Genomic DNA, 24,138 nt, shown 5'->3' with positions numbered 1-24,138 from the left:
GCCATGAGCTTCCACAACCCGGCGATGCCGTGGTCCGAACTGGAACGGGCACTGTCCGGCCGGCCGCGACCGTACGTGGTTGACCCGCTCGCCGTCGACGGCGACGGCGGTGACTCCCCGGCCTGGACCCGCAGTCGGCAGCCGTACGCGGCACCGCCGGCACTGAACCCGCCGGTGGCCACGGTGCCGTACGCCGAACTGCACTGCCACACCAACTTCAGCTTCCTCGACGGCGCCAGCCACCCCGAGGAACTGGCCGAGGAGGCGGCCCGGCTGGGGCTGACCGCGCTCGCCGTCACCGACCACGACGGGTTCTACGGCGTGGTCCGGTTCGCCGAGGCGGCCCGCGAGCTGCGGCTGCCGACCATCTTCGGCGCCGAACTGTCGCTCGGGCTGCCGGGGCCGCAGAACGGCGAACCCGACCCGCTTGGCCGGCACCTGCTCGCCCTCGCCCACGGTCCGGAGGGCTATGCCCGGCTGGCCCGGACCATCTCCCGGGCCCACCTGCGCGGCGGCGAGAAGGGCAAACCCGACTACGGCGAGTTGGAGGAGACCGCCGCCGAACTGCGTGACCACGTACTCGTGCTCACCGGCTGCCGCAAGGGGCCGGTGCCGGCGGCGCTGCTCACCGCCGGGGTCGGGGCCGCCGCCCGCGAACTCGACCGGCTGACCGCGCTGTTCGGCGCCGACAACGTCGCCGTCGAGCTGACCGACCACGGCGACCCGACCGACGGTGACCGCAACGACGCGCTCGCCGGGCTCGCGGCCCGCGCCGGACTGCCGACCGTCGCCACCAACAACGTGCACTACGCGACCCCGGCCCGGCGCCGGCTGGCGACCACGCTGGCCGCCGTACGGGCCCGGCGCAGCCTGGACGAGATCGACGGCTGGCTGCCCGCCGCCGCCACCGCCCACCTGCGCGGCGGCGCCGAGATGGCGGCCCGGTTCGCGGCATACCCCGGCGCGGTCGCCCGGGCCGCCGAGTTCGGTGCCGACCTCGCCTTCGACCTGCACCTGGTCGCGCCCCGGCTGCCCGACCACCCGGTGCCGGCCGGGCACACCGAGATGAGCTGGCTGCGCCACCTGACCATGGCGGGCGCGCTCGAGCGGTACGGCCCGCCGGAGTCGAACCGGCGGGCGTACGACCAGATCGAGCACGAGCTGCGGATCATCGAGGAGCTGGACTTCCCCGGCTACTTCCTGGTGGTGCACGACATCGTCACGTTCTGCCGGGACAACGACATCTACTGCCAGGGGCGCGGTTCGGCGGCGAACTCGGCGGTCTGCTACGCGCTGCGGGTCACCAACGTCGATGCGGTCCGCTGGGGACTGCTCTTCGAACGGTTCCTCGCCCCGGAACGCGACGGCCCGCCCGACATCGACGTCGACATCGAGTCCGACCGCCGCGAGGAGGTGATCCAGCACGTCTACGAGCGGTACGGCCGGGAGCACGCCGCCCAGGTCGCCAACGTGATCTCGTACCGGCCCCGGTCGGCGGTGCGTGACGTCGCCAGGGCGTTCGGCTTCCCGCCCGGCCAGCAGGACGCCTGGAGCAAGCAGATCGACCGGTGGGGGTTGGTCGCGGCCGTCGACGTCGACGGCATCCCCGCCCACGTCATCGAGTACGCCAACGAGCTGCAGACCTTTCCCCGGCACCTCGGCATCCACTCCGGCGGCATGGTGATCTGCGACCGTCCGATCATCGAGGTCTGCCCGGTCGAGTGGGGGCGGATGCCCGGCCGCAGCGTCCTGCAGTGGGACAAGGACGACTGCGCCACCGTCGACCTGGTCAAGTTCGACCTGCTCGGGCTCGGCATGCTCTCCGCCCTGCACTACGCCCACGACATGATCGAGTCCAAACTGGACCTGAGCGACATGCCGCTGGACGACCCCGAGGTCTACGACATGCTGTGCCGGGCCGACTCGGTCGGGGTGTTCCAGGTGGAGAGCCGGGCCCAGATGGCCACCCTGCCCCGGCTCAAGCCCCGCGAGTTCTACGACCTGGTCGTCGAGGTGGCGCTGATCCGGCCCGGCCCGATCCAGGGCGGCTCGGTGCACCCGTACATCCGGCGCAAGAACGGCCTGGAGGAGCCGACCGTGCCGCACCCGCTGATGCGAAACGCGCTGGACAAGACGCTCGGCGTACCCCTGTTCCAGGAGCAGTTGATGCAGCTCGCGATCGACGTCGCCGGCTTCGACGCCGCTGGCGCCGACCAGCTGCGCCGGGCGATGGGCTCGAAACGCTCCGAGGAGCGGATGGCCCGGATCAAAGACCGGTTGTACGCCGGGATGGCCGAACGTGGCATCACCGGCGACGTCGCCGACGACATCTTCCTCAAGCTGTCGTCGTTCGCCAGCTTCGGCTTCCCGGAGAGCCACGCGATGAGCTTCGCCTACCTGGTCTACGCCAGCGCCTGGCTCAAGCGCTACCACCCGGCACCGTTCCTCGCCGCGCTGCTCAACGCCCAGCCGATGGGTTTCTACTCGCCGCAGACCCTGGTCGACGACGCCCGCCGGCACGGTGTCGAGGTACGCCGGCCGGACATCAACGCCAGCGCGGCCAGGGCCCGGCTGGAGTCCACACCGGACACCCGGTGGGGCAGCGCGCCGGGGGAGCCGCCGCACCGGTGGGGGCTGGGCTGCCCGGCGGTCCGGCTCGGCCTGTCCGGCGTACGCACCATCGGCGCCGAGCTGGCCGAGAAGATCGAGTCGGTCCGGGCCGCCGACGGGCCGTACCGGGACATGTCCGACCTGGCCCGCCGGGTCGGTCTGACGGCCGCGCAGCTGGAGGCGCTGGCGACCGCCGACGCCTTCGCCTGCTTCGGCCTGAGCCGGCGGGCGGCGCTGTGGGCGGCCGGCGCCGCCGCCCAGGACCGGCCGGACCGGCTGCCCGGGACCGTCTCCGGCGCGACCGCGCCCACCCTGCCCGGCATGGAGGACGTCGACAAGCTGGTCGCCGACGTCTGGGCCACCGGACTGTCCCCGGAGACCCATCCGGCCCGGTTCATCCGCCCCCGACTGGACGAACTGGACGCGGTACCGATCGCCGCCCTGGCGTCGGTCGAGGCCGGCCGCCGGGTCCGGGTCGGCGGCATCGTCACCCACCGGCAGCGGCCGGCCACCGCCGGCGGGGTCACGTTCGTCAACCTCGAGGACGAGACCGGCATGCTCAACGTCACCTGCTCGCCCGGGCTGTGGCAGCGCTACCGCCGGGTGGCCCGCACCAGCACCGCCCTGGTCGTCCGGGGCCGGCTGGAGAAGACCGAGGGCGTGACCAACCTGGTCGCCGACCGGCTCGACCCGATCACCACCCCGGTCACCCCGGCCTCCCGCGACTTCCGCTGACCGGCGCCCGGGTGCCTCCCCGGCGTTCGCGCCGGGCCCGCACCATGGGATGCCTGTCGGCGTTCGCGCCGGGCTTGCACGTGGGATGCCTGCCGGCGTTCGCGCCGGGCTTGCACGTGGGATGCCTGCCGGCGTTCGCGCCGGGCTTGCACGTGGGATGCCTGCCGGCGTTCGCGCCGGGCTTGCACGTGGGACATGGCCTAGGCTCGTCCGGGTGGAGCGCACACGTAACCGGCCGGGATCCCCGGCGCCGTCGGCCGGCCCCCTCGTCACCCCCCGTACCGCCGTGGTCTGGGCCGTCCTGCGCCGCGAACTCGACCGCCGGGGCGACCGCCAGCTCACCGTCGTCGACGTCGGCGGCGGCACCGGCGGCTTCGCCGTACCGCTCGCCGAGGCCGGCCACATGGTCACCGTCGTCGACGCCAGCCCCGACGCGCTCGCCGCGCTGACCCGGCGGGCCGCCGAGGCCGGCGTCGCCGACCGGGTCCGCGCCGTGCAGGGCGACGGCGACGCGCTCGCCGAACTCGTCGAGCCGGCCAGCGCCGACCTGGTGCTCTGCCACTCCGTACTCGAGGTCGTCGACGACCCGGCCTCGGTCGTCGCCGCGGTCGCGTCGGCGCTGCGGCCGGACGGGGCCGCGAGCGTACTGGTCGCCGGCCGGGCCGCCGCCGTGCTCAGCCGGGCCATGAACGGCCACCTCGACGTCGCCGCGGCGCTGCTCGCCGACGAACACGGCACCGCCGGGTCGCGGGACACGCTGCGCCGCCGCTACGACGCGCCGGGCGCCACCGCGCTGCTGGCGGCCGCCGGGCTGAAGGTCGAGGAGATCCACGGGGTACGGGTCCTCGCCGATCTGATCCCGGCCGCGGCCGCCGACGGCAACCCGCAGGCGCTGATCGACCTGGAGTTGGCGGCCGCGGCGTCGCCGCCGTACCGGGACGTCGCCGCCCAACTGCACCTCTTCGCCCGCCGCCCGGCCCCGTGACCGAGCGCGGCGAGGTGGCTGCCGTTCCGGTCGTGCCGGGGCAGGGTACGGCCGAGGTCGCCGTACCTGTCGTACCGGCGCAGGGCGGACCGAAACCAGCCGTACCCGGGCAGAACGTCTTCGACCGGGTCATGCCCCGGTACGGCGGCGGGAGCCTCGCCGACGTACTGCCGAGCGCTCTCGCGGTGCTCGGCGTGCCCGGCGCCGCCGACCCGCTGGGCCTGGTCGGGCGGCTGGACGGGGTACGCCGGATCGCCGTCCTGCTCGTCGACGGTCTCGGCTGGCACCTGCTCCCGGTCGCCGCCCCGCACGCGCCGACGCTCGCCGACCTCGCCGGGCGACACGCGCGCCCGCTGACCAGCGGATTCCCGTCAACCACCCCGACGAGTCTGGTCTCGCTCGGCACCGGCGCCGCCCCCGGCCGGCACGGCGTGCTCGGCTTCCGGGTCAACGTGCCCGGCACCGACCGGGTGCTGACCCACATCGACTGGCGCGACGAGCCCTCGCCGCTGCGCTGGCAGCCGGTCTCCACCCAGCTGGAGCGCGCGGAGGCCGACGGGGTGGCGGTGACCGTGCTCAGCCGCCCCGAGTACGCCGGCAGCGGGCTGACCGTGGCCGCCAACCGTGGCGGCCGGCACCTCGGCGCCGCCGACCCGGAGACCCTCGCCACCGGCATGCTGGCCGCGCTGCGGGCCGACGACCGGCGGACCCTGGTCTACGGCTACCACCCCGACCTGGACAAGGCCGGACATCTCACCGGGGTCGACTCGCCCGCCTGGCGGATCGCGGCGGCCGACGTCGACCGGCTGGTCGCCCAGTTGGCCGTCGGTCTGCCGGCCGACGCCGCGCTGCTGGTCACCGCCGACCACGGCCAGCTCAACGTCCCGGTCGACCGGCGCTACGACCTCGACACCGATCCCCGGCTCCGGGCCGGGCTGCGGCTGGTCGCCGGCGAGCCGCGGGTGCGCTACCTGCACGTCGAGCCGGGCGCGACCGACGACGTGGTGGCCGCCTGGCGGGGCGTACTGGGAGCGGGCGCGTGGGTCGCCACCCGCGACGAGGCGGTGGCGGCGGGCTGGTTCGGCCCGGTGCCGGAGCAGCATCTGGCGCGCGTCGGCGACGTGGTGGTGGCCTGCCACGAGAACTACGCGGTGGTCGCCAGCCGTACCGATCATCCGATCGAGGCGCGGCTGGTCGGCTACCACGGCTCCTACACCGCCGCCGAGATGCTGATCCCGCTGCTGGTCGTGCCGGCGCGCTGACCCCGGCCTTCCCGCGCCCCGGCCTTCCCACGCCCCCCGGCCTTCCCGCGATCTAGGGGATGTGTGCGGCAATTCGGGCGGGAAAGGGGACGACTTCTCCTTGATCGGCCAGACCCCGGCAGGGTGGATCGGTTACTCGGCAGGCGTGGGGGCAGTGCGGTGTCGTACCCGGTGGTTAGCCTGGTCGGGTGGGGCGTAGCCAGGCAATTCCGCGCGGTGGGTCGGGCGGCGATCCGCGTTTCGGGCCGGCGGCGGACGACACCGGCTGCCCGATCCTGCACGTCGACATGGACGCCTTCTTCGCCGCCGTCGAGGTCCGCAGACGGCCCGAGCTGCGTGGCCGGCCGGTCGTCGTCGGCGGCACCGGCAACCGCGGCGTGGTCAGTTCGGCCAGCTACGAGGCCCGCGCCTACGGTGTGCGCAGCGCGATGCCCACCGCCCGGGCCCGGGCACTGTGCCCCGGCGCGGTGTTCCTGCCGCCCGACTTCACGCAGTACACGGCCGCGTCCCGGGCGGTGATGGAGATCTTCCGTGGGGTCACCCCGCTGGTCGAGCCACTGTCGATGGACGAGGCGTTCCTCGACGTGGCGGGCGCCCGGCGACTGCTCGGCCGGCCGGCGGAGATCGCCCGGCTGATCCGCGAACGGGTTCACGAGCAGGAGGGCCTGACCTGCTCGGTCGGGGTGGCGCCGACCAAGTTCGTCGCCAAACTCGGGTCCACCCGGGCCAAGCCCGACGGGCTGATCGTGGTGCCCGAAGCCCTGGTGCTCGACTTCCTGCACCCGCTGCCGGTGGCCGCGCTGTGGGGGGTGGGGGAGCGGTCCGCCGAGACGCTGCACCGGCTGGGGCTGACCACCGTCGGCGACCTCGCCAACGTCCCGCTTGCGACGCTGCGCGGCGCGCTCGGTGAGGCCGCCGCCTCCCACCTGCACGAACTGTCGTGGGGGCGGGATCCGCGGCGGGTCACCCCGGAGCATGTCGACAAGTCCATCGGCGCCGAGGTCACCTTCGACACCGACGTCGACGACCCCCGGGTGGTCCGGCGGGCCCTGCTCGCCCTCGCCGAGAAGGTCGGCGGACGGCTGCGACATTCCGGTCAGGTCGGTCGCACCGTGACAATCAAGGTCCGGCTGGCCGACTTCCGTACCGTGAACCGGTCACGTACCTTGCCCGGTGCGACGGATGTGGCACGTGACGTCTTCGATACCGCCTGGGCACTCTACGAGTCGCTGGCCCCGGCCAGTTCGATCCGCCTGGTCGGGGTGCGGGTCGAGGGGCTCGCCGCCGCCGCCTCGACTCCGCAGCAGCTCACACTGGGTGCGCCGGAGCGTGGCTGGCGCGAGGCGGAGGCCGCGGCGGACGCGGCGGCAGCACGTTTCGGCCGGTCGGTGGTGCGTCCGGCGAGCCTTCTCGGTGATAATGATCTGCGACGGACGGAAAATCCGGGCCGGCGGAAGGTCGTCCCGCTTTCCGAGCGTCGAACGCCCTCGTAGACTTGCAGGAAAGCAGCCGGCTTGGCTGCCACGGTCTGTCGGTTCGACCGGACCGACCAACGCGACCGGGAGGAGTGCCGTGCCGCTCTCGGAGCACGAGCAGCGGCTGTTCGAGCAGATCGAGCGGTCGCTTGCCGAGGACCCCAAATTCGCCTCGGCTGTGCGCGCCAGCGACCCGCGTTTGCACTCGCGGCGTCGGCTGCTCGTCGCGGCCGTCGTGATCATCGCCGGCCTGGCGCTGGTTGTCTACGGCACAGTGAGCAAGGTTCCGCTGCTCGGTGTGGCGGGATTCGTCGTCATGCTCGGTGGGGCCGCCTACGCGATCCATTCGCGCCGCCGGGCGCAGTCGCCCGACCTGCACGTCGTCGGCGGCACCACGAGCCGGCGCACCCGTGCCCGGCGGTCGTCGTTCATCGACCGGTTGGAAGAGCGGTGGCGACAGCGGCCGGAAGGCGACCGCTGACCCCACCTCCCCGCTGACCGCCCGCCCCCGAGATCCGCATGATCAGGGAGTGGACCGGGCGTGTTGTCGGCGCGCCGCGATACCAGCGTCCTGGTCGCTGACCGGGACGGCCCGGCCGTCGCCGGGCCGCGACCAGTTGCCGACGACCGCACGGGTGCCCGGGGCTGCGTCACTTCGACTCTCAACCTGCTCGGCCCGTTGGCCCTCCGGCCAGCCACTCCGTCCCGACAAGATCCGCGTGATCAGGGAGCTGGCACTCCGGCGCGCCGACGACACGCCCGATTCAGTCCCTGATCACGCGGATCTTGAGGGTGGGGTCAGCGGGAGGTGCGGGTGGCCAGGAGGCGACGGGGATTCCAGCGGGTCACCGCGTCCCGCCAGCGCCCGGCCGTCGCCACCAGCCGGCCCGAACCATCCATGATCGCGGTGCGCCACCGCAGCAGCACCGACGGCGGCAGCGCCGCGGCGAGCAGCCGGGTACGCCGGTCGGCGCCCTCCGCGAGCGTCCGCCGTACCGAGCGCAGCGCCTCGGTCAGCGGCACGCCCGGCAGCGGCTCGCGGGCGTACCGGGCCCGCTCCTCGGCCCGCCCGAGCAGGCGTACGCCGTCCGCCGCCGCCGGCTTCGCCAGGTTGGCCTTCACCAGCCGGTCCGCGGTGGCCCGGGGGTCTCGGTCGGGTCGACCGGCACCCGGTAGTCGACCAGGGTGTCGATCAGCTCGTCCCAGGCGGCGTGCGCGTCCGCCCGGGCCCGCTGCGCCTCGGCACCGGTGACCACCACCCGGGCCACGCCCGGTGGGGCGGCGGCGGTGTCCGGGGTGGCCGCCCGGGACGCGGCGACCGTCGCCGCGTGGCGGCGCCGGCGTACCTGACCACGTCGCCAGCCGGGCAGCGCGAGCAGGACGATCACCAGTGCCACGCCGGCCGCGGTCCACCACGGCCAGGTCGGGGCGGCCTCCTGCGCCCCACCGGTCGGGTCGTCGGCGTAGTTGTCCCCGAGGCCGCCGCCGGACTGGTTCTCGTCGGCCGGGTCGAGCGGGGCGTTCGGGCCGGCGGAGGTGGTCGGCGCGGCCGACGGGGTGACCGGGTCGGGGGCGTCACTGTCGGGCGCCCAGTCCGACCGGGTCGACCCGATGATGCTGGACGCCGGGGTGGCGTCGAACGGCACCCAGCCGATGCCGCCGAAGTAGACCTCGGTCCAGGCGTGCAGGTTGAGGTTGGTCAGCGTGTACGTACCGCCGGCGCGGTCGTTGCCGTTGGTGAACCCGAACGCGACCCGGGCCGGGATGCCGGCGGCGCGGACCATCCAGGCCATCGCCGCCGAGTACTGCTGGCAGTAGCCGACCTTGTTGTTGAGGAAGTTGAGGATGTCCTCGCCGGTGGTGTTGCCCTCGGTACGCAGGTTGTAGCTGAACCCGTTCTCGCGGGAGAAGTGGTCGTAGATCGCCCGGACCCGGTCGTAGTCGTTCGACCGGTTGGCGATCAGGCGGTCGACCAGCTCCTGCACCTCGGGTACGGCCGGCACCTGGGTCAGCCGCTGCCGGGTCTCGTCCTCCGGCGGGAGCGGGGTGGCCGCGCGCAGCGCCGCCGGGGTGTAGCGGCTGCGGACGTACTCGAAGGCGTACTTCTTGCCCCTGGACTGCTGCCGGTTGGAGTAGACAACCTGGAGATCGGCGTCGTAGAGCCAGTTGGCGTCGAGTTCGCTGGTGCTGACCGGCTCGCCGTAGACCGGCAGGAACGGCATCACGAAGTCGTTGGTGATCTCCACCTCGGCCCGGTGGGTCTCCCGGGTGACGCCGGCCCGGGTCGCCTCGCGCGGGTCGGGCAACGACCGGTTGACCGGGGTGCCGCGCGGCGTACGTACGCCGAAGCCGTCCCGGCGGATCTCGTCGGCCGCACCGAAACGCAGGTAGAACGGGTCGTCCTCGGTCGTGGTGACCTTGACCATGTCGTGGACCGTGGACTGGTTGAGCTGGCCGGACAGCGCGGCGAACAGGTTGACCCGGCCCGGGCCGGTACCCGGTCCGGGCCGGCCGTCGCCGCCCGGACCGTTGCCGCCGTTGGTGGTGAAGTTCGTCAACAGCCCGGAGGTCATGCCGGGTACGGCCACCGGCAGCAGGACCGCGAGGGCGACCCCGACGACGGCGAGCCGGCGGCCGGCGGCGGCCAGCGGCGACGGCTCCCACACGTCGACGTCGCGGCCGTCGCCGGTGAAACGCCGGCCGAAGCGGCGTACCCGGTCGACGTTGTCGGCGACCAGCAGCCACAGGAAGCCGACCGCGCCGATGGCGAACGGCAGCGCGGGCACGCTGTCGGAGTAGACCGCGACCGGGACCGAGTAGATCGCCAGCATCGGCAGGCCGGCCAGCGCCGGCCGGCGCAGCCCGACGGTCAGCAGGTCGACGACGATCGCGACGCCACCGACCCCGAGCACCGTGATGAACAGCAGCGGGTCACCGTCGGGCACGGGTACGCCGTACGACCGCATGTCGTCCGCCGCCTGCGACATCAGCTCACCGAAGTGGCCGAAGGTGGCCGGACCGGGCAGGATGCCGAGCAATTCGGCGCCGCTCGGGAAGATCCAGGTCAGCGCGAACAGCAGGGCGAGCATCATGGCCGGCAGCTGCGCCCACACCGGGGCCCGTAGCGACCGGGCGAGCGTGGCGGCGCCGGTGACCAGGGCGACGGCGACGATGGACTGGAGCAGCCAGGTCATCGTGTCGAAGATCGCCGACAGCGGGGCGGCGGCGAGCACGGTGGCCGCCGCGGCGACGAATCCGAGGTAGCGGCCGCGGGTCATGCCGTCCCCCCGCCGAGGTCGGGACGGTGTACGTCGTGCCTGCTCATCGCATACCTCCGGCGACCGTTTCGGCCATCGTCGCCCGCCAGGCGAAGCCCTGCGAGCCGCGTCCCACCTGTGGCCACAGCGCGGGGAGCTGCTCCTCGCGGGTCGCGCCGACGACCCGCCAGCCGCTGCGCAGCAGGGCGAGCGCGGCCTGCCCGTGCGCCTGGTCGGCGTCGGCGCGGATCTCCGGCGGCAGGTCGAGCCAGGTGGACGTGTCGATCAGGAAACCGACGCACGTGGCGCCGTTGGTGCGCAGGCCGGCGAGCAGTTCGGCCTCGGGCACGGTCAGCGCGCCCAGGACGGCGATGACCAGACCGCCGTCGGACCGCTGCCGGACCCGCTCGACCAGCATCGCCACGTCGCCCCGCTGGGTCGGCTGCACGTCGGCCAGGTGGTCGAGCAGTACGCCGTCACCACCGGCCTGGTCGGCGTCGGTGTCGATGCCGGAGTCGCTGACCAGGCGCAGCTTGTAGCCGGCCTGGCGCAGGTGCACCGCCACACTCGCGGTGGCCGACACCGCCCACTCGAAACTCGACGTCGGCCCCTCGCCCCGGTGGGCGAACGCCCGGGTGTCGAGCACCACGGTCGCCCGGCTGTCCCAGGGCTGCTCCTCGCGGCGGACCATCAGCTCGCCGGTCCGCGCGGTCGACTTCCAGTGCACCCGGCGCAGGTCGTCGCCGCGCCGGTACTCCCGGGTCGCCGTGTCGTCCTCGCCGTGTACCGCGACGGACCGGGCCCGGCTCTCTCCGGCGCCGGCGTACTCGCCAGCGACCCGGACCGACGGCAGGGGGGTGACCTGCGGGATCACGGTGAGCCGGTCGACGCTCGGGAAGGCGCGGACCAGCTCGCACAGGCCGAACGGGTCGGTCAGCCGGACGATCAGCGGGCCGACCTCGTAGCGGCCGCGTACGTCGGTGCGCACCGTGTACGCCACCGAGCTGGCCTGGTTGGCGCCGAGCCGTTCGATCACCACCCGCGGGCGGCTGCCGAGGGCGTACGGGAGGCGGTCCTCGAGCAGCAGCGTCCCGGTGGGCAGCCGGGACATGTTCTGCAGCCGCAGCACCACCCGCGCCGTCGAGCCGACCGTGGCCCGCTGCGGGTCCAGCGACCGGGTGCAGGCCAGCTTGTAACGGCTGCGCCCGACGTACGCGGCGGCCAGCAACGGCAGTACGGCGAGCAGCACCGCGACCCGCAGCAGGTCCTTCTCACCGAGGATCAGCGCGGACAGCGCGGCGGCGGCCGCGGCGGCCAGGAAGGACCGCCCACGGGTGGTCATGCCACGCAGCGCCTCCCGCACGGTCACCGCCCCCGGGACTCGTAGTGGGAGCGGCTGTTGCCGTCGTTGTCGGTGGAGCGGGTGTCGTACGGCGACCGCCGGTCGTGCGGCAGCGGGAGCCGGTGCACCAGGTCGGCGACGATCGCGTCGGTCGTACGCCGGGCGAGCTGCGCGTCGGCGGTCGGCATGATGCGGTGCGCGAGTACCGGTACGGCCAGCGTCTGGAGGTCGTCGGGGAGCACGTAGTCGCGGCCGTCCAGGGCGGCCACGGCCCGGGCGGTGCGCAGCAGCTGGAGGGTGGCCCGGGGGGACGCGCCGAGCCGCAGGTCGGGGGCTTCCCGGGTGGCGGTGACCAGGTCGACCGCGTACTGCTTGACCGCGTCGGCGACGTGTACGTCGCGGACGGTGGCGATGAGGCGGCGTACGGTGGCCGCGTCGGCGACCGGACGCAGGGCGTGCAGGGGATCGGTCCCGCCGTGCACGTCGAGCATGGCGAGTTCGGCACCGGCGTCGGGATAGCCCATCGCGATCCGGGCGGTGAACCGGTCGCGCTGCGCCTCCGGCAGCGGATAGGTGCCCTCCATCTCGATCGGGTTCTGGGTGGCGATCACCATGAACGGGCTCTGCAACTCGTACGTCGTCCCGTCGACGGTGACCTGCCGCTCCTCCATGCACTCCAGCAGCGCCGACTGGGTCTTGGGGGAGGCCCGGTTGATCTCGTCGCCGACGACCAGGTTGGCGAAGACCGCGCCGGGCTTGAACTCGAAGTCGTGGGTCTCCTGGTTGTAGACACTGACTCCGGTGACGTCGCTGGGCAGCAGGTCGGGGGTGAACTGGATGCGCCGTACCGAGCAGTCGATCGTGCGGGCGAGGGCCTTGGCCAGTTTGGTCTTTCCGACGCCGGGTACGTCCTCGATGAGCAGGTGTCCCTCGGCGAGCAGGACGGCCAGCGCGAGGCGTACGGTGGCGGTCTTGCCTTCGATGACCCGCTCGATGTTCGCGACGATGGCTTCACTTGTGGTGCGGAACTCGTCGGCGGGCAGGATCTCGCCCAGCTCGTCCCGGGTTTGCTGTGTCACGGGCCTCCTCCTCGTCGCGCTGCTGCGTGGCTGATGACTGGAGTTTCCAGACCCGGCCGAAAGCCTGCGGAAATAGACCGGTCAGGTCGACCGGTCTCCCGTGGCTTTCATCAGGCTAACCGCATTCGGCTACTACGCCGACCGGGGCTGTTTGCCAATGGTGGACGAATTCGGACGGACGCGGTGCGACATCGTCGCGGCAAGGGGTTAGACTGCCGTCATGGCCAGGGCTTTCCTGCTTCTTACCTAGCCGTGCTGACAACACCCGGACGAGGCGCCGCCGCCGAGCATTGGGTTCAGCAGCACGGCTTCCCCTCCTGCGCGAGGGGCTTTTTTGTGCCCCTGAAGACCCGCGTCGGTTCGCGCGCCGACGATTCGTGAGCCCTGGACTAGACCGAGGTGGCGACCATGAGTGACGTAGTCGAGACGGTTGGCGACATTCCGTCCTTCCGATACACGGCCGCGCTGGCCAACGAGATCGAGGCGCGCTGGCAGGACCGCTGGGAGGAGCGTGGCACCTTCCACGCTCCGAATCCGGTGGGGCCGCTGGCCGATCCGGACCATCCCAGGGCCGGGGCCGACAAGATGTACATTCTGGACATGTTCCCGTACCCGTCGGGTGCCGGGCTGCACGTCGGGCACCCGCTGGGCTTCATCGGCACCGACTGCTACGGCCGCTTCCAGCGGATGGCCGGCCGCAACGTGCTGCACACCATGGGCTTCGACTCCTTCGGTCTGCCGGCCGAGCAGTACGCGGTGCAGACCGGGCAGCACCCGCGCAAGACCACCGACGAGAACATCGCCCGCTACCGCGCCCAGCTGCGGATGCTGGGCCTGGCCCACGACGAGCGGCGCTCGGTGGCGACGACCGACGTCGGCTTCTACCGCTGGACCCAGTGGATCTTCCTGCAGGTCTTCAACTCCTGGTACGACACCGAGCTGCGCAGGGCCCGCCCGATCGACGAGCTGGTCGCCGAGTTCGCGGCCGGCACCCGTCCCACCGAAGACGGTCGGCCCTGGGCCGACCTGGACAGCGTCGAGCGTCGGCGGATCGTCGACGACCACCGGCTGGCGTACGTCTCCGAGTCGCCGGTGAACTGGTGCCCGGGCCTGGGCACCGTGCTGGCCAACGAGGAGGTCACCGCCGACGGGCGGTCCGAGCGCGGCAACTTCCCGGTCTTCAAGCGCAACCTGAAGCAGTGGATGATGCGGATCACTGCGTACGGTGACCGCCTGCTGGCGGATCTGGACACTCTGGACTGGCCCGAGCCGATCAAGCTGATGCAGCGCAACTGGATCGGCCGCTCCACGGGTGCCCACATCGACTTCCCGGTCCCGGGATCGGCCGAGCCGATCCGGGTCTTCACCACCCGGCCGGACACCGTCTTCGGGGCCACCTACATGGTGCTGGCCCCCGAACACGAACTGGTCGACCGGATCGTGCCCGCCGCCTGGCCGGCCGGCACCCGCGACGCCTGGACCGGCGGCCACGCCGACCCGCGCGCCGCCGTCGCCGCCTACCGCGAGTTCGCCGCCGGCCGCAGCGACGTCGAACGGCAGGCCGACGCCAAGGAGAAGACCGGGGTCTTCACCGGCGCCTACGCCACCAACCCGGTGAACGGCGCACCGGTGCCGGTGTTCATCGCCGACTACGTGCTGGCCGGTTACGGCACCGGCGCCATCATGGCGGTGCCCGGGCAGGACGAGCGGGACTGGGCGTTCGCCGAGGTCTTCGACCTGCCGATCATCCGTACCGTGCGGCCGTCGGACGGGTTCGACGGCAAGGCGTACACCGGGGACGGTCCGGCGATCAACAGCGCCGCGCCCGACCGCGGCCTGGACCTGGACGGCCTGGGGGTCACCGACGCCAAGGCCCGCATCATCGAGTGGCTGGAGGCGAACGGCCACGGCCAGGGCGCCACCACCTACCGGCTGCGCGACTGGCTGTTCAGCCGGCAGCGTTACTGGGGCGAGCCGTTCCCGATCGTCTACGACGAGACCGGGCTGCCGGTCGCGCTGCCGGAGAGCATGCTGCCGCTGGAACTGCCCGAGATCGACGACTTCTCGCCGAAGACGTTCGACCCCGACGCCGCGGACACCTCGCCGGAGACGCCGCTGTCGCGGGCCCGGGACTGGGTCGAGGTCGAACTGGACCTGGGCGACGGCCCGAAGCGGTACGTCCGCGAGACCAACACCATGCCGCAGTGGGCCGGCTCCTGCTGGTACGAGATGCGCTACCTGGACCCGACCAACGCCGACCGGTTCGTCGACCCGGGCAACGAGACGTACTGGATGGGGCCGCGCGCGACCGACGACTGTGGCGGCGTCGACCTGTACGTCGGCGGCGTCGAGCACGCGGTGCTGCACCTGCTGTACGCCCGGTTCTGGCACAAGGTGCTGTTCGACCTGGGGCACGTCACCTCGTTCGAGCCGTTCCGCAGGCTGTTCAACCAGGGCTACATCCAGGCGTACGCGTACACCGACGCCCGCGGCGCGTACGTCAACGCGGCCGAGGTCGAGGAGCGTGACGGCCGCTGGTTCCACGGTGGGGTCGAGGTCAACCGCGAGTACGGCAAGATGGGCAAGTCGCTGCGCAACGTGGTGACCCCCGACGAGATGGTCGAGGCGTACGGCGCCGACACGTTCCGGGTCTACGAGATGTCGATGGGCCCGCTGGAGGTCTCCCGGCCGTGGGAGACCCGGGCGGTCGTCGGCGCGTACCGGTTCCTGCAGCGGGTCTGGCGGACCGTGGTCGACGAGGAGACCGGTGCGCTGCGGGTCGTCGACGAACCCGCCGACGACGCCACCCGGCGGCTGCTGCACCGGATCGTCGACGGGGTCCGCGCCGACCTGACCGGCATCCGGCTGAACACCGCGATCGCCAAGCTGATCGAGCTGACCAACGCGGTCACCCGGCTGCCCGCCACCCCGCGCGAGATCGCCGAACCGCTGGTGCTGATGCTGGCCCCGTTCGCCCCGCACATCGCCGAGGAGCTGTGGGAGCGGATGGGCCACCCCGGCTCGCTGACGTACGTCGACTTCCCGACCGCCGACCCGGCGCTGCTGGTGGCGGAGTCGGTGACGTACCCGGTGCAGGTGGGCGGCAAGGTCCGCGGCCGGATCGAGGTCCCGGCCGACGCCGACGAGCCGACGGTACGCGCGGCGGCGCTGGCCGCCGTCGCCGAGCAGTTGGGCGGTAAGGAGCCCCGCAAGGTCATCGTGGTCAAGGGGCGGATGGTCAGCATCGTTCCCTGACCGCCGGAAGTGCTGACAGCCGGAAGTGCTGACAGCCGGAAGTGCTCCGGCCGGCGCTCTGCCGGCCGGGGCGGCGGGGTCGGCGCCGGTCGGGCGGGGTCGGCGCGTTCCGGTGGGGTTGGCGGCCCGGTCGGGCGGGGTTGGCGCGGTCCGGCGCGGCTCAAACCGGTTCGGTCGGGCGGGTCGGCGCGGTCCGGCGGGGCGGTCTAATCCGGTCCAATCCGGTCCAATCCGGTCCGGCGGGGCGGCCCAATCCGGCCCAATCCGGTCCGGTTCGCGCCGCCGCCGCGGGGCTCGGGCTGGCACGGTTCGATTCGCGCGTCGTATGCCGCGTGGCTCCCGGCCGGTCGGCCGGAGCGGCCGCGTCGGTTCGGGCCCGGTCTCGGACCTCGCCGGGCCGAGGGGTATCTGCTTCGCGCAACAGCGAATCCGGCGTACCCACAGCGGATTCGGGGTCTTCGCGCTTATCTGTGGGTGTGTTTGGTGTGGTGTGTGTGGCGCATGCCGTTCCCGGTCTAGGTTCTCGGCTTGTCGAGGGTCGAGTTCCAGGGATCGGGGAACGGCATGCGTGGTGTCAGGGTATGGCAACGGTTGCTCGGGGTTGAGCGGGCGGTGGTGGAGCGGGTGGAGTGGTCTGAGGAGGGGGGTGATGGGGGCGGGTTCGTGGTGGCGCATGTGCGGTTGCATGCGGGGCGAGGTCTCGGTGTGGGGTGTGTCGGCGGCGGTGTGTGGGTTATGACCGGGGTGAGGGGCGGCGTCGGTGGAGGGCGCCGGATCTGGGGACGGTTCGGGTGGTGATCGAGGCGGATGCGCCGAGGGTGTCGTGTCGGGTGCATGGGGTGGTGGTGGCGGCGGTGCCGTGGGCACGGCACGGGGCGGGTCACACGTTGGCGTTTGACGAGATGGTGGCGTGGCTTGCGACGGTGGCGTCGAAGTCGGCGGTGCGGCAGTTGATGCGGGTGGCGTGGTCGACGGTCGGCGCGATCGTGGCGCGGGTGTGGGCTGACACCGGTGGTGCGGTGGATCGGTTTGCGGGGTTGACCCGGATCGGGATCGATGAGATTTCGTACCGGCGGGGTGAGAAGTATCTGACGGTCGTGGTTGACCATGACAGTGGCCGGTTGTTGTGGGTTCATCCGGGCCGTCACGAGGCGACGTTGAACCTGTTCTTCGATCTGCTGGGTCCGCGGCGGTGTGCGGCGTTGCGGTTGGTGTCGGCTGATGGGGCGCCGTGGATCGCACGGGTGGTGGCCAGGCGGTGTCCGCAGGCGGTGCGGTGTGCTGATCCGTTCCATGTGGTCGCCTGGGCTGTGGACGCGTTGGACGTGGTGCGTAGGCAGGCGTGGAACAACGCCGTGGGCCGGGTCCGGGGTCCGGCGAAGGGCGGGCCGGGTGGGCGGGGTGTGTCAGCGGAGTTGAAACGCTGCCGGTGGGCGTTGTGGAAGAACCCGGAGAACCTAACCCAGAAGCAGACCGCCCAACTGGCGTGGATCGCCCGGACCGATTCGCGTCTACACCGTGCCTACCTACTCAAGGAGGGCCTGCGATATGCGTTCACGGTCAAGGGCCAGGCGGGCAGGGAAGCGATCGACCGATGGATCAGTTGGGCCCGACGCTGCCGGATCCCGGCGTTCGTCGACCTGTCACGACGGATCGTCCGGCACCGCGACGCGATCGACGCGGCACTGGACCACGGCCTGTCCAACGCCCTGGTCGAAAGCACCAACGCCAAGATCCGCCTGATCATCCGGATGGCGTACGGCTTCCGCAACATCGACGCGCTCATCTCGATGGCCCTGCTCAGCCTCGGAGGACACCGACCGACCCTACCCGGCCGGACACGACCACCCACCCTGCCCCAACCCACCCACGGATGAGTAAGAAGACCCCGAATTCGCTGTGACCCGGAGCAGTGATACATGCCCGGCGGCAGTGCGGCTGCTCAGGGCCTCCTTGATCGGCGCCCCGGCCGCCGGTCCCGGTCGCGTGTTTTGGGCCCCGGCCGCCGGCCGCAGTTCCCAGCCGCAGGCCCCGGCCGCCGGCCGCAGGTCCCGGCCGCAGGTCCCGGCCGCAGGTCCCAGCTGCAGGACCCGGCCGCTGGCCGCAGGTCCCAGCTGCAGGACCCGTCCGCCGTCCGCGGGGTCCCGTCCGCCGTCCGCGGGGTCCCGTCCGCCGTCCGCGGGGTCCCGTCCGCCGTCCGCGGGTCCCGCCCGCCGTCCGCGGGTCCCGTCCGCCGTCCGCGGGTCCCGGCCCCGGCCCCAGCCCCAGGCGCGGGCCCGGGCGGTCGACCGGACGGCGTCGGTGGGCGGGTCAGTTCGGCGCGTCGCCGGCAACCGGTGCGACCGGGGTGCGGGCGCGGACGGCGGCCCGGCGCCAGCGCCACGCGATGATGGCGGTGGCGATCAGGCCCAGACCGGCCGGGGCGACCGACAACGGGTTGAAGGTGTCCGGTTCGGCGACGGCGGCACCGACCGCGGCGTAGCCGAACGCCGACGGTATCGAGGCCAGCACGCTGCCGACCAGGAACGGCAGCAGCCGCGCCCCGGTGGTGCCGTAGCCGTAGCTGACCAGGCCGAAGCCCCCGATCGGCAGCAGCCGTACGGTGATCACGCCGAAGACGCTCTGCCGGGCGAACCAGCCGTCGAGCTTGGCCAACCGGCCGCGGATCCGTTCGGCGACGAACTCACGGCCGAGCAGGCGTCCGACGGCGAACCCGAGCGCGGCGGCGAGCAGGGCCGCGCCGAGGGTGTAGCCGGCACCCCCGAGCGGCCCGAACAGGGCGCCCCAGGCGACGGTGAGGAAGGTGCGCGGCACCAGCGCGACGAGCAGCAACGCGCCGACCACGACCGCGGTCACCGGCGCGAACGGACCCAGGTCGTCGACCACTTCGGGCGCGGCGGCCAGGTCGGGCTGCGGCACCAGGAGCATGACGAGGCCGAGGACCCCGAGCAGGCCGAGGAGGATGACGAACCGCCGGAACGGCCGCTCCCGCAGCCGTTCCCGCAGCGGCCGGCCGTGACCGTGCGGCGGCAGCCGTACGGCCCGGACCAGGTCGTCGACGCGGGCCCGCAGCCAGTGGCCGGCCCGGCTCATACCCGTACGGCGGCCATGCGTTCGGCCCGCAGCCGGTCCGACCAGGTGTCGTCGAGCGGGGCGAGGTTGTTGGTGCCGGTGGCCCAGCGCAGCAGCAGGTCGGCCAGTGCCGGGTTACGCGACAGGGCGGGGCCGTGCGAGTACGTCCCGAGCACGTGGCCGCGCCAGGCGCCCTCGGTGCTCTCGTCGTTGCCGATGCCGGTGGTGACCCGGGCCAGCGCCGAGACGCCGGGACCGAGGTGGGTACGGCCGCCGTGGTTCTCGAAGCCGCTCAGCGGCGGCAGCCCGAGCCGCGGGTCGATGTCGCCGGCCAGTTCGCCGACCGCCCGGGTCGGGCCCCGGTCGGAGTAGAGGTCGAGCAGGTTGAGCCCGGCGCACTTGGCGCCCTTGGCGAAGAAGGAACCGCCGAGCAGTTGGTAACCGGCACAGACGGCGAACACGACCGCGCCCTGGTTGACGGCGCGGTGCAGGTTGCCGTCGGAGATCAGCCGCTGGGCGGCGAGCGCCTGCGGGCCGTCCTCGCCGCCGCCGAGGAGGTAGATGTCGGCGGCGGCCGGCAGTGCCTGGTCGGACCGCACCTCGATGGTCTGGACCGGGATGCCCCGACGCTGGGCCCGGCGGGCGAGGATCAGCAGGTTGCCCCGGTCGCCGTAGGTCGACAACAGGTCGGGGTAGACCCAGACCAGCCGCAGGTAGCTGTCCGCACCCGGGGGTGGGGGGGCCGGGTAGCCGGCATTAGTTGACACGGTCCAACTCCGCTCGGATGTCCTGGAACGCCGTGTAGTTGGCGATCACCTCCAGCCGGCCGGGCGGCACCGCCGCGACCGCCTGGGTGAAGGTGCGTATGTGCTGGAAGGGCACGTCGTTGATGTCCAGCCGGACGGCCAGGTCGTAGGCCCGGTCGCCGGTGATGAGGACCTGACGGCCGCGCAGCGGCGCGAAGTCGACGTCGAAGAGCCAGGAGGTGTCCAGGCCGTCGGGGTCGCGCGCGTTGATGGAGAGCAGGGTCGGCGCGTGGTCGGCCATGTCGAACGCCTCCAGCCAACTCGCCGGGTTCTTGGCGAGCAGCAGCCGGATGCTGCGGCCGTCGCGGGCGACCTGGGCGTAGCGGCCGGCGATCGAGGCGACCCCGCCCAGCCGCGACACCGCGTCGGTGGGCCGTACGCCGAACTCGGCGGCGACGGCGAGCGCGGTGGCCGCGTTGCCGATGTTGACCCGGCCGGGAAGCTGGAGAACGATCTTGTGCCAGGCGCCGGTGGGGTCGACGACGCCGTCGTCCTCGACGACCCAGTGCGGTTGCGGGCGGCGCAGCGGGCAGCCGGTGCACCACCACTGGTCCTCGGCCCGTTCGATCGGCGAACCACACTCGGGGCATACCCAGGAATCGTCGTGCCACCGCTGGCCGGCGCTGAACCAGGTGGTGTGCGCCGAACCGATCGCCGCCCAGACCACCATCGGGTCGTCGGCGTTCGCCACGACGTGCACGTCGGGGTGCTTGGCCAGGGTGGTCTGCCAGCCCTGGGCCATCATCGCCACCTCCTTGGCCCGGTCGAGCTGGTCGCGGGAGAGGTTGAGCAGGGCGACGACCCGGGGTTCGGTCGCGTCGAGGACCTGGGCGAGGTAGTGCTCGTCGACCTCCAGCACCGCGTACGGGGTGTGGCCGGCCTTGGCCAGCGCGGAGGTGTGCCCGGTGGGCATGTTGGCCCCGAAGGAGTTGGTCGCCACCGGCCCGAGGACGCCGACGGCGGCGGCCGCCAGCCGGGTCGTGGTGGTCTTGCCGTTGGTGCCGGACACCAGGGCGATCGACCGGCCGGCGGCCAGGTGGGCGAGCAGTTCCGGGTCGATCTTCAGCCCGATCCAGCCACCGATCACCGAGCCGTCACCGCGGCCGGCGGCCCGGGACAGCGCCGCGGCGGTGCGCGACACCGAGCTGGCCACCTTTGCGCGCAGGGGCATTTTCGCGTCCGTCACGCGAGCGAGGTTACCGGAACTCCGCAGGGCCCCGATCGCCGTAGAGGACAGCCGACCGACCGGCGGGACCGACGGGTCCGTTCGCCCTGGACAGCGCCCGTCCGGTGGCCTCCACTTTCCTCCCCTGACTTGACAGTAGGGGTTCCAAAAGCAGGCCAACGGCGTGATGGCGGTCGAAACCGTGGTGATCGCCACAGAGTTGATCAATGTCGGGTAGGTGACCGGGCGGGCCGGCTCCCGTCGCCCTCCACTCCGCTCCACCCCCTCTGACGTGCGGTTTTGTAAATGAGATGGGGGTTGCCAAACCTGCGATTCTGGTTGCAGGTGGAGGGAAGTGGAGTAGAGTGGGGCCCGATGGCGGGTCCGGAAGGGTCCGCCGGCCCAGGGGGATCAGCGGTGCCGCGAACACCGCCGATGGGCGAGGGGGTTTGGGTCGGTGTTTCTAGGCACCCATACACCGCGCCTGGACGAAAAGGGCCGGCTGATCCTCCCGGCGAAGTTCCGGGACGAGCTGGCGGGAGGTGTCGTGATCACCAAAGGGCAGGAGCGCTGCCTCTACGTATTCCCGACGCCGGAGTTCCAGCGGATCGCCGAGCAGCTGCGCCAGCAACCGATGACGCACAAGGCCGCCCGCGCCTACAGCCGGGTCTTCTTCGCCAGCGCCCACGACGAGGTCCCGGATCGGCAGGGCCGGGTGACCATCCCCGGCCATCTGCGCGAATACGCCGGCCTGGGCCGCGATCTCGTCGTCATCGGGGCGAGCAGCCGGGTGGAGATCTGGGACCGGCAGGCCTGGGACACCTACCTCGCCGAGAGCGAAGACGAATTCGCCGACATCGAGGAGGGGGTGCTGCCCGGCGGACTGTAGGAGGGCGCACGAGACGGCAGGCGGCCCCCGCGAAGGGCCGCTCCGGCGCCGGTCGCCCGACGTACTGCGAGATCTCCAGCCGCTCCTGCCCCTGGCACCTCTTCCCCGGTGCCAGGCGTAACGAGCGGATGGGGATCTGGCGGTACGACGAGCGACGCAGTTTTCAACCGGGCACATTCACACCAAGACGGCGGGTCACCGGGGGGTCGACATGGGGGAGCTTCGCGGCACACACGTGCCGGTGCTGCTCGAGCGGTGTCTCGAGCTGCTGGCCCCCGCGCTGGACCGGGGCGACCGCCGGACGGTGCACGTCGACGCCACGCTCGGCCTGGCCGGCCACGCGGAGGCGGTGCTCGCCGCGTTCCCCCGGACGGTCCTGGTCGGGCTCGACCGGGACACCGAGGCGCTGGCGCACGCCCGTGACCGGCTGCGGCCGTACGCCGACCGGATCCATCTGGTGCACGCGGTCTACGACGAACTGCCCGACGTCCTGGCGGAACTCGATCTTCCGCTGGTCGACGGGGTGCTCTTCGACCTGGGTGTGTCGTCGTTGCAGCTCGACGCGCCCGACCGCGGGTTCGCCTACGCCCAGGACGCGCCGCTGGACATGCGGATGGACCAGACCCGGGGGACGACGGCCGAAGAGGTGGTCAACACCTACCCGGCCGATGACCTGGCCCGCGTGCTGCGGGTGTACGGCGAGGAGAAGTTCGCCCGGCGGATCGCGGCGGCGATCGTACGGGAGCGGGGCCGGGGCCGGATCACCTCGTCGGCCCGGCTCGCGGAACTGGTCAGGGAGTCCATTCCAGCACCAGCGCGACGAACAGGCGGACATCCGGCAAAGAGAACGTTTCAGGCGTTGCGGATCGAGGTAAACCAAGAGCTGGCGGTGCTGGAAGCGGCACTGCCAGCCGCGCTGGACGCGCTCGCGCCCGGGGGCCGGATGGTGGTGCTGTCCTACCACTCGCTGGAGGACCGCCTCACCAAGCAGGCCATCGGTGTGCGGGCCCGCAGTACCGGGCCGGTCGACCTGCCGGTCGAACTGCCCGGTACCGGTCCGACGCTGCGGTTGCTCAGCCGCGGCGCCGAACTGCCCGGCGAGGCGGAGGTCGCGGCGAACCCGCGCGCCGCCTCGGTACGGCTGCGGGCGGCGGAACGGATCGACCCGGACGCGGAACCGGCAGGGGAAGCCGGTGCCCGGACGGGCCGTACCGCCGGCACGGCAAGGGGTCGCAGCACCGGCATCGGCGGGGAAGGCCGTGGCGGTGGCGGCGGCACGGCGGGCACGGGACGGGGCAGGGGCGCCGACCCGCGACCGGCCGGACAGGGCAAGACGGCACGGGCCGACCGCGAACGGCCCCGCCGTCAGGTGAAGGCGTTGCACCAGCCGAGCGCCCGGCGGCGCTCCGCGACGTCGGCACCGCAGGGGCAGGACGGGCGGCGACGTCCGGGGGAGACGGACGAACAGGGGGAGGGATCATGAGCGAGCGAATCAGCGGCGGGAACGGTGTCGAGCGCGACACCGTGCGGCGCGCACCGCGGTCGGGGGCCGGACCACGGATGCGACCACGAGCCGGAACACGACGCGGGCGCGCGGTGGCCGGGGGGCGGCCACGGGTGCCGGGGACGCGTCGACCCGAAACGACGGTACGGCCCGCGGCCGTACCACGGCGGGGCGGGCCGGCGGCACCGCCAGCGTCACGTCCGTCACCGGCCGGGGGAGCCGGGGGAACGCGAGTTCCCGACCCAGGGAAGCGCGGCGCTGAACCCGCGCGAGCAGGCGTGGGAGGCCGTGGCCGAGCCGGCCGGCGCCGAGGTCGACGCCCGGCCGGCGCCCCGGCTCCGGGTCGCCCCGCCGCGCCCGGTCGCGGTGCCGCGGGCCCCGTTCGTGGCGATGATCCTCGTGCTCGTGGTCGGGGGTGTGCTCGGCATCCTGGTGATCAACACCAAGATCAACGAGAACGCGTTCCGGCTGGACGGCCTCCAGACCGAGCAGGCCGCCCTCGACGTACGGGAGCAGAAGCTCGAGCGCGAGATCGCGCAGCACGAGGCGCCGGGCAACCTCACCGCCCGGGCCCGCCAGCTCGGTCTCGTCGAGTCGACGCAGCCGGCGTTCATCCGGCTGCCGGACGGGCAGGTCATCGGCATCCCGAAGCCGGCCGGCGGTGAACCGGCCATCACCAGCCAGCAGGGAGCGGGTCAATAG

At 72.8% G+C, this 24,138-nt stretch carries 14 protein-coding genes and 2 pseudogenes; 10 read left to right on the top strand and 6 right to left on the bottom strand.

From position 1 onward, the window contains the following. The first annotated feature begins 3 nt into the window (after nucleotides 1-3). From Prubr_RS01985 to Prubr_RS01965, 5 genes are all read left to right on the top strand, one after another. Nucleotides 4-3,345: an error-prone DNA polymerase gene (locus tag Prubr_RS01985; RefSeq protein ID WP_212821014.1), complete on the top strand. Its 3,342-nt coding sequence runs from the start codon at nucleotides 4-6 to the stop codon at nucleotides 3,343-3,345. A gap of 157 nt (nucleotides 3,346-3,502) precedes the next feature. Beyond that, nucleotides 3,503-4,330, top strand: a complete 828-nt coding sequence (locus Prubr_RS01980; RefSeq protein ID WP_212821012.1) for a methyltransferase domain-containing protein — start codon at nucleotides 3,503-3,505, stop codon at nucleotides 4,328-4,330. Nucleotides 4,331-4,461: 131 nt separating this feature from the next. Then, complete coding sequence (locus Prubr_RS01975) at nucleotides 4,462-5,592, top strand: alkaline phosphatase family protein (RefSeq protein WP_212827347.1); 1,131 nt, start codon at nucleotides 4,462-4,464, stop codon at nucleotides 5,590-5,592. A 188-nt stretch (nucleotides 5,593-5,780) separates the two neighbouring features. Next, complete coding sequence (locus Prubr_RS01970; protein ID WP_212821010.1) at nucleotides 5,781-7,085, top strand: DNA polymerase IV; 1,305 nt, start codon at nucleotides 5,781-5,783, stop codon at nucleotides 7,083-7,085. A 79-nt stretch (nucleotides 7,086-7,164) separates the two neighbouring features. After that, the gene (locus Prubr_RS01965; protein WP_212821009.1) at nucleotides 7,165-7,548 is read left to right on the top strand and encodes a DUF3040 domain-containing protein; all 384 of its coding nucleotides are present in this window, start codon (nucleotides 7,165-7,167) and stop codon (nucleotides 7,546-7,548) included. Nucleotides 7,549-7,865: 317 nt separating this feature from the next. Here Prubr_RS01965 and Prubr_RS01960 read toward each other — a convergent pair. The 3 genes and pseudogenes from Prubr_RS01960 to Prubr_RS01950 all read right to left on the bottom strand — a co-directional run bounded on the left by Prubr_RS01960 (nucleotide 7,866) and on the right by Prubr_RS01950 (nucleotide 12,745). Further along, nucleotides 7,866-10,345, bottom strand: a pseudogene (locus Prubr_RS01960) (transglutaminase TgpA family protein). Nucleotides 10,346-10,388: 43 nt separating this feature from the next. Beyond that, a complete protein-coding gene (locus tag Prubr_RS01955) occupies nucleotides 10,389-11,687 on the bottom strand; it encodes a DUF58 domain-containing protein (RefSeq protein WP_212827345.1) in 1,299 nt (432 codons plus the stop codon). A gap of 2 nt (nucleotides 11,688-11,689) precedes the next feature. Then, a complete protein-coding gene (locus tag Prubr_RS01950) occupies nucleotides 11,690-12,745 on the bottom strand; it encodes an AAA family ATPase (protein ID WP_212821006.1) in 1,056 nt (351 codons plus the stop codon). A 408-nt stretch (nucleotides 12,746-13,153) separates the two neighbouring features. Between Prubr_RS01950 and leuS the strand changes: the two genes are divergently transcribed. Continuing rightward, on the top strand, nucleotides 13,154-16,000 hold the full coding sequence (gene leuS / locus Prubr_RS01945; protein WP_212821004.1) for a leucine--tRNA ligase: 2,847 nt from the start codon (nucleotides 13,154-13,156) through the stop codon (nucleotides 15,998-16,000). Nucleotides 16,001-16,564: 564 nt separating this feature from the next. Continuing rightward, nucleotides 16,565-17,877 (top strand): annotated as a pseudogene (locus Prubr_RS01940) (ISL3 family transposase). Between the two features lie 433 nt (nucleotides 17,878-18,310). Here the strand turns inward: Prubr_RS01940 and Prubr_RS01935 are convergent. Genes Prubr_RS01935 through Prubr_RS01925 form a run of 3 tightly spaced genes read right to left on the bottom strand, consistent with a single transcriptional unit; the run spans nucleotide 18,311 to nucleotide 21,049 of the window. After that, nucleotides 18,311-19,093: a TVP38/TMEM64 family protein gene (locus tag Prubr_RS01935; RefSeq protein WP_212821002.1), complete on the bottom strand. Its 783-nt coding sequence runs from the start codon at nucleotides 19,091-19,093 to the stop codon at nucleotides 18,311-18,313. After that, on the bottom strand, nucleotides 19,090-19,785 hold the full coding sequence (locus Prubr_RS01930; RefSeq protein WP_425518083.1) for a type 1 glutamine amidotransferase: 696 nt from the start codon (nucleotides 19,783-19,785) through the stop codon (nucleotides 19,090-19,092). Before Prubr_RS01930 ends, Prubr_RS01935 begins: the two co-directional genes overlap by 4 nt. 43 nt (nucleotides 19,786-19,828) lie before the next feature. After that, nucleotides 19,829-21,049: a MurT ligase domain-containing protein gene (locus tag Prubr_RS01925; protein ID WP_212827343.1), complete on the bottom strand. Its 1,221-nt coding sequence runs from the start codon at nucleotides 21,047-21,049 to the stop codon at nucleotides 19,829-19,831. 451 nt (nucleotides 21,050-21,500) lie between these two features. On the opposite strand from Prubr_RS01925, the gene mraZ reads away from it, so the two are divergent. From mraZ to ftsL, 3 genes are all read left to right on the top strand, one after another. Beyond that, nucleotides 21,501-21,932, top strand: coding sequence for a division/cell wall cluster transcriptional repressor MraZ (gene mraZ / locus Prubr_RS01920; RefSeq protein ID WP_212820999.1), 432 nt, complete (start codon nucleotides 21,501-21,503; stop codon nucleotides 21,930-21,932). A 211-nt stretch (nucleotides 21,933-22,143) separates the two neighbouring features. Further along, complete coding sequence (gene rsmH / locus Prubr_RS01915) at nucleotides 22,144-23,415, top strand: 16S rRNA (cytosine(1402)-N(4))-methyltransferase RsmH (protein ID WP_212820997.1); 1,272 nt, start codon at nucleotides 22,144-22,146, stop codon at nucleotides 23,413-23,415. 309 nt (nucleotides 23,416-23,724) lie between these two features. Next, complete coding sequence (gene ftsL, locus Prubr_RS01910; protein WP_246568222.1) at nucleotides 23,725-24,138, top strand: cell division protein FtsL; 414 nt, start codon at nucleotides 23,725-23,727, stop codon at nucleotides 24,136-24,138.

Origin of the sequence: Polymorphospora rubra, from assembly GCF_018324255.1 — a bacterium.
GTDB classification, from domain to species: Bacteria; Actinomycetota; Actinomycetes; order Mycobacteriales; family Micromonosporaceae; genus Polymorphospora; species Polymorphospora rubra.
This window is presented reverse-complemented; position numbering and strand designations above follow the sequence as displayed.

Bases quoted from the DNA above. Each gene is read 5' to 3' on its own strand.
- leuS (WP_212821004.1), top strand. From the start codon at position 13,154: ATGAGTGACGTAGTCGAGACGGTTGGCGACATTCCGTCCTTCCGATAC.
- rsmH (WP_212820997.1), top strand. From the start codon at position 22,144: ATGGGGGAGCTTCGCGGCACACACGTGCCGGTGCTGCTCGAGCGGTGT.
- Prubr_RS01935 (WP_212821002.1), bottom strand. From the start codon at position 19,093: ATGAGCCGGGCCGGCCACTGGCTGCGGGCCCGCGTCGACGACCTGGTC.
- Prubr_RS01980 (WP_212821012.1), top strand. From the start codon at position 3,503: ATGCCTGCCGGCGTTCGCGCCGGGCTTGCACGTGGGACATGGCCTAGG.
- Prubr_RS01925 (WP_212827343.1), bottom strand. From the start codon at position 21,049: ATGCCCCTGCGCGCAAAGGTGGCCAGCTCGGTGTCGCGCACCGCCGCG.
- Prubr_RS01975 (WP_212827347.1), top strand. From the start codon at position 4,462: ATGCCCCGGTACGGCGGCGGGAGCCTCGCCGACGTACTGCCGAGCGCT.
- Prubr_RS01985 (WP_212821014.1), top strand. From the start codon at position 4: ATGAGCTTCCACAACCCGGCGATGCCGTGGTCCGAACTGGAACGGGCA.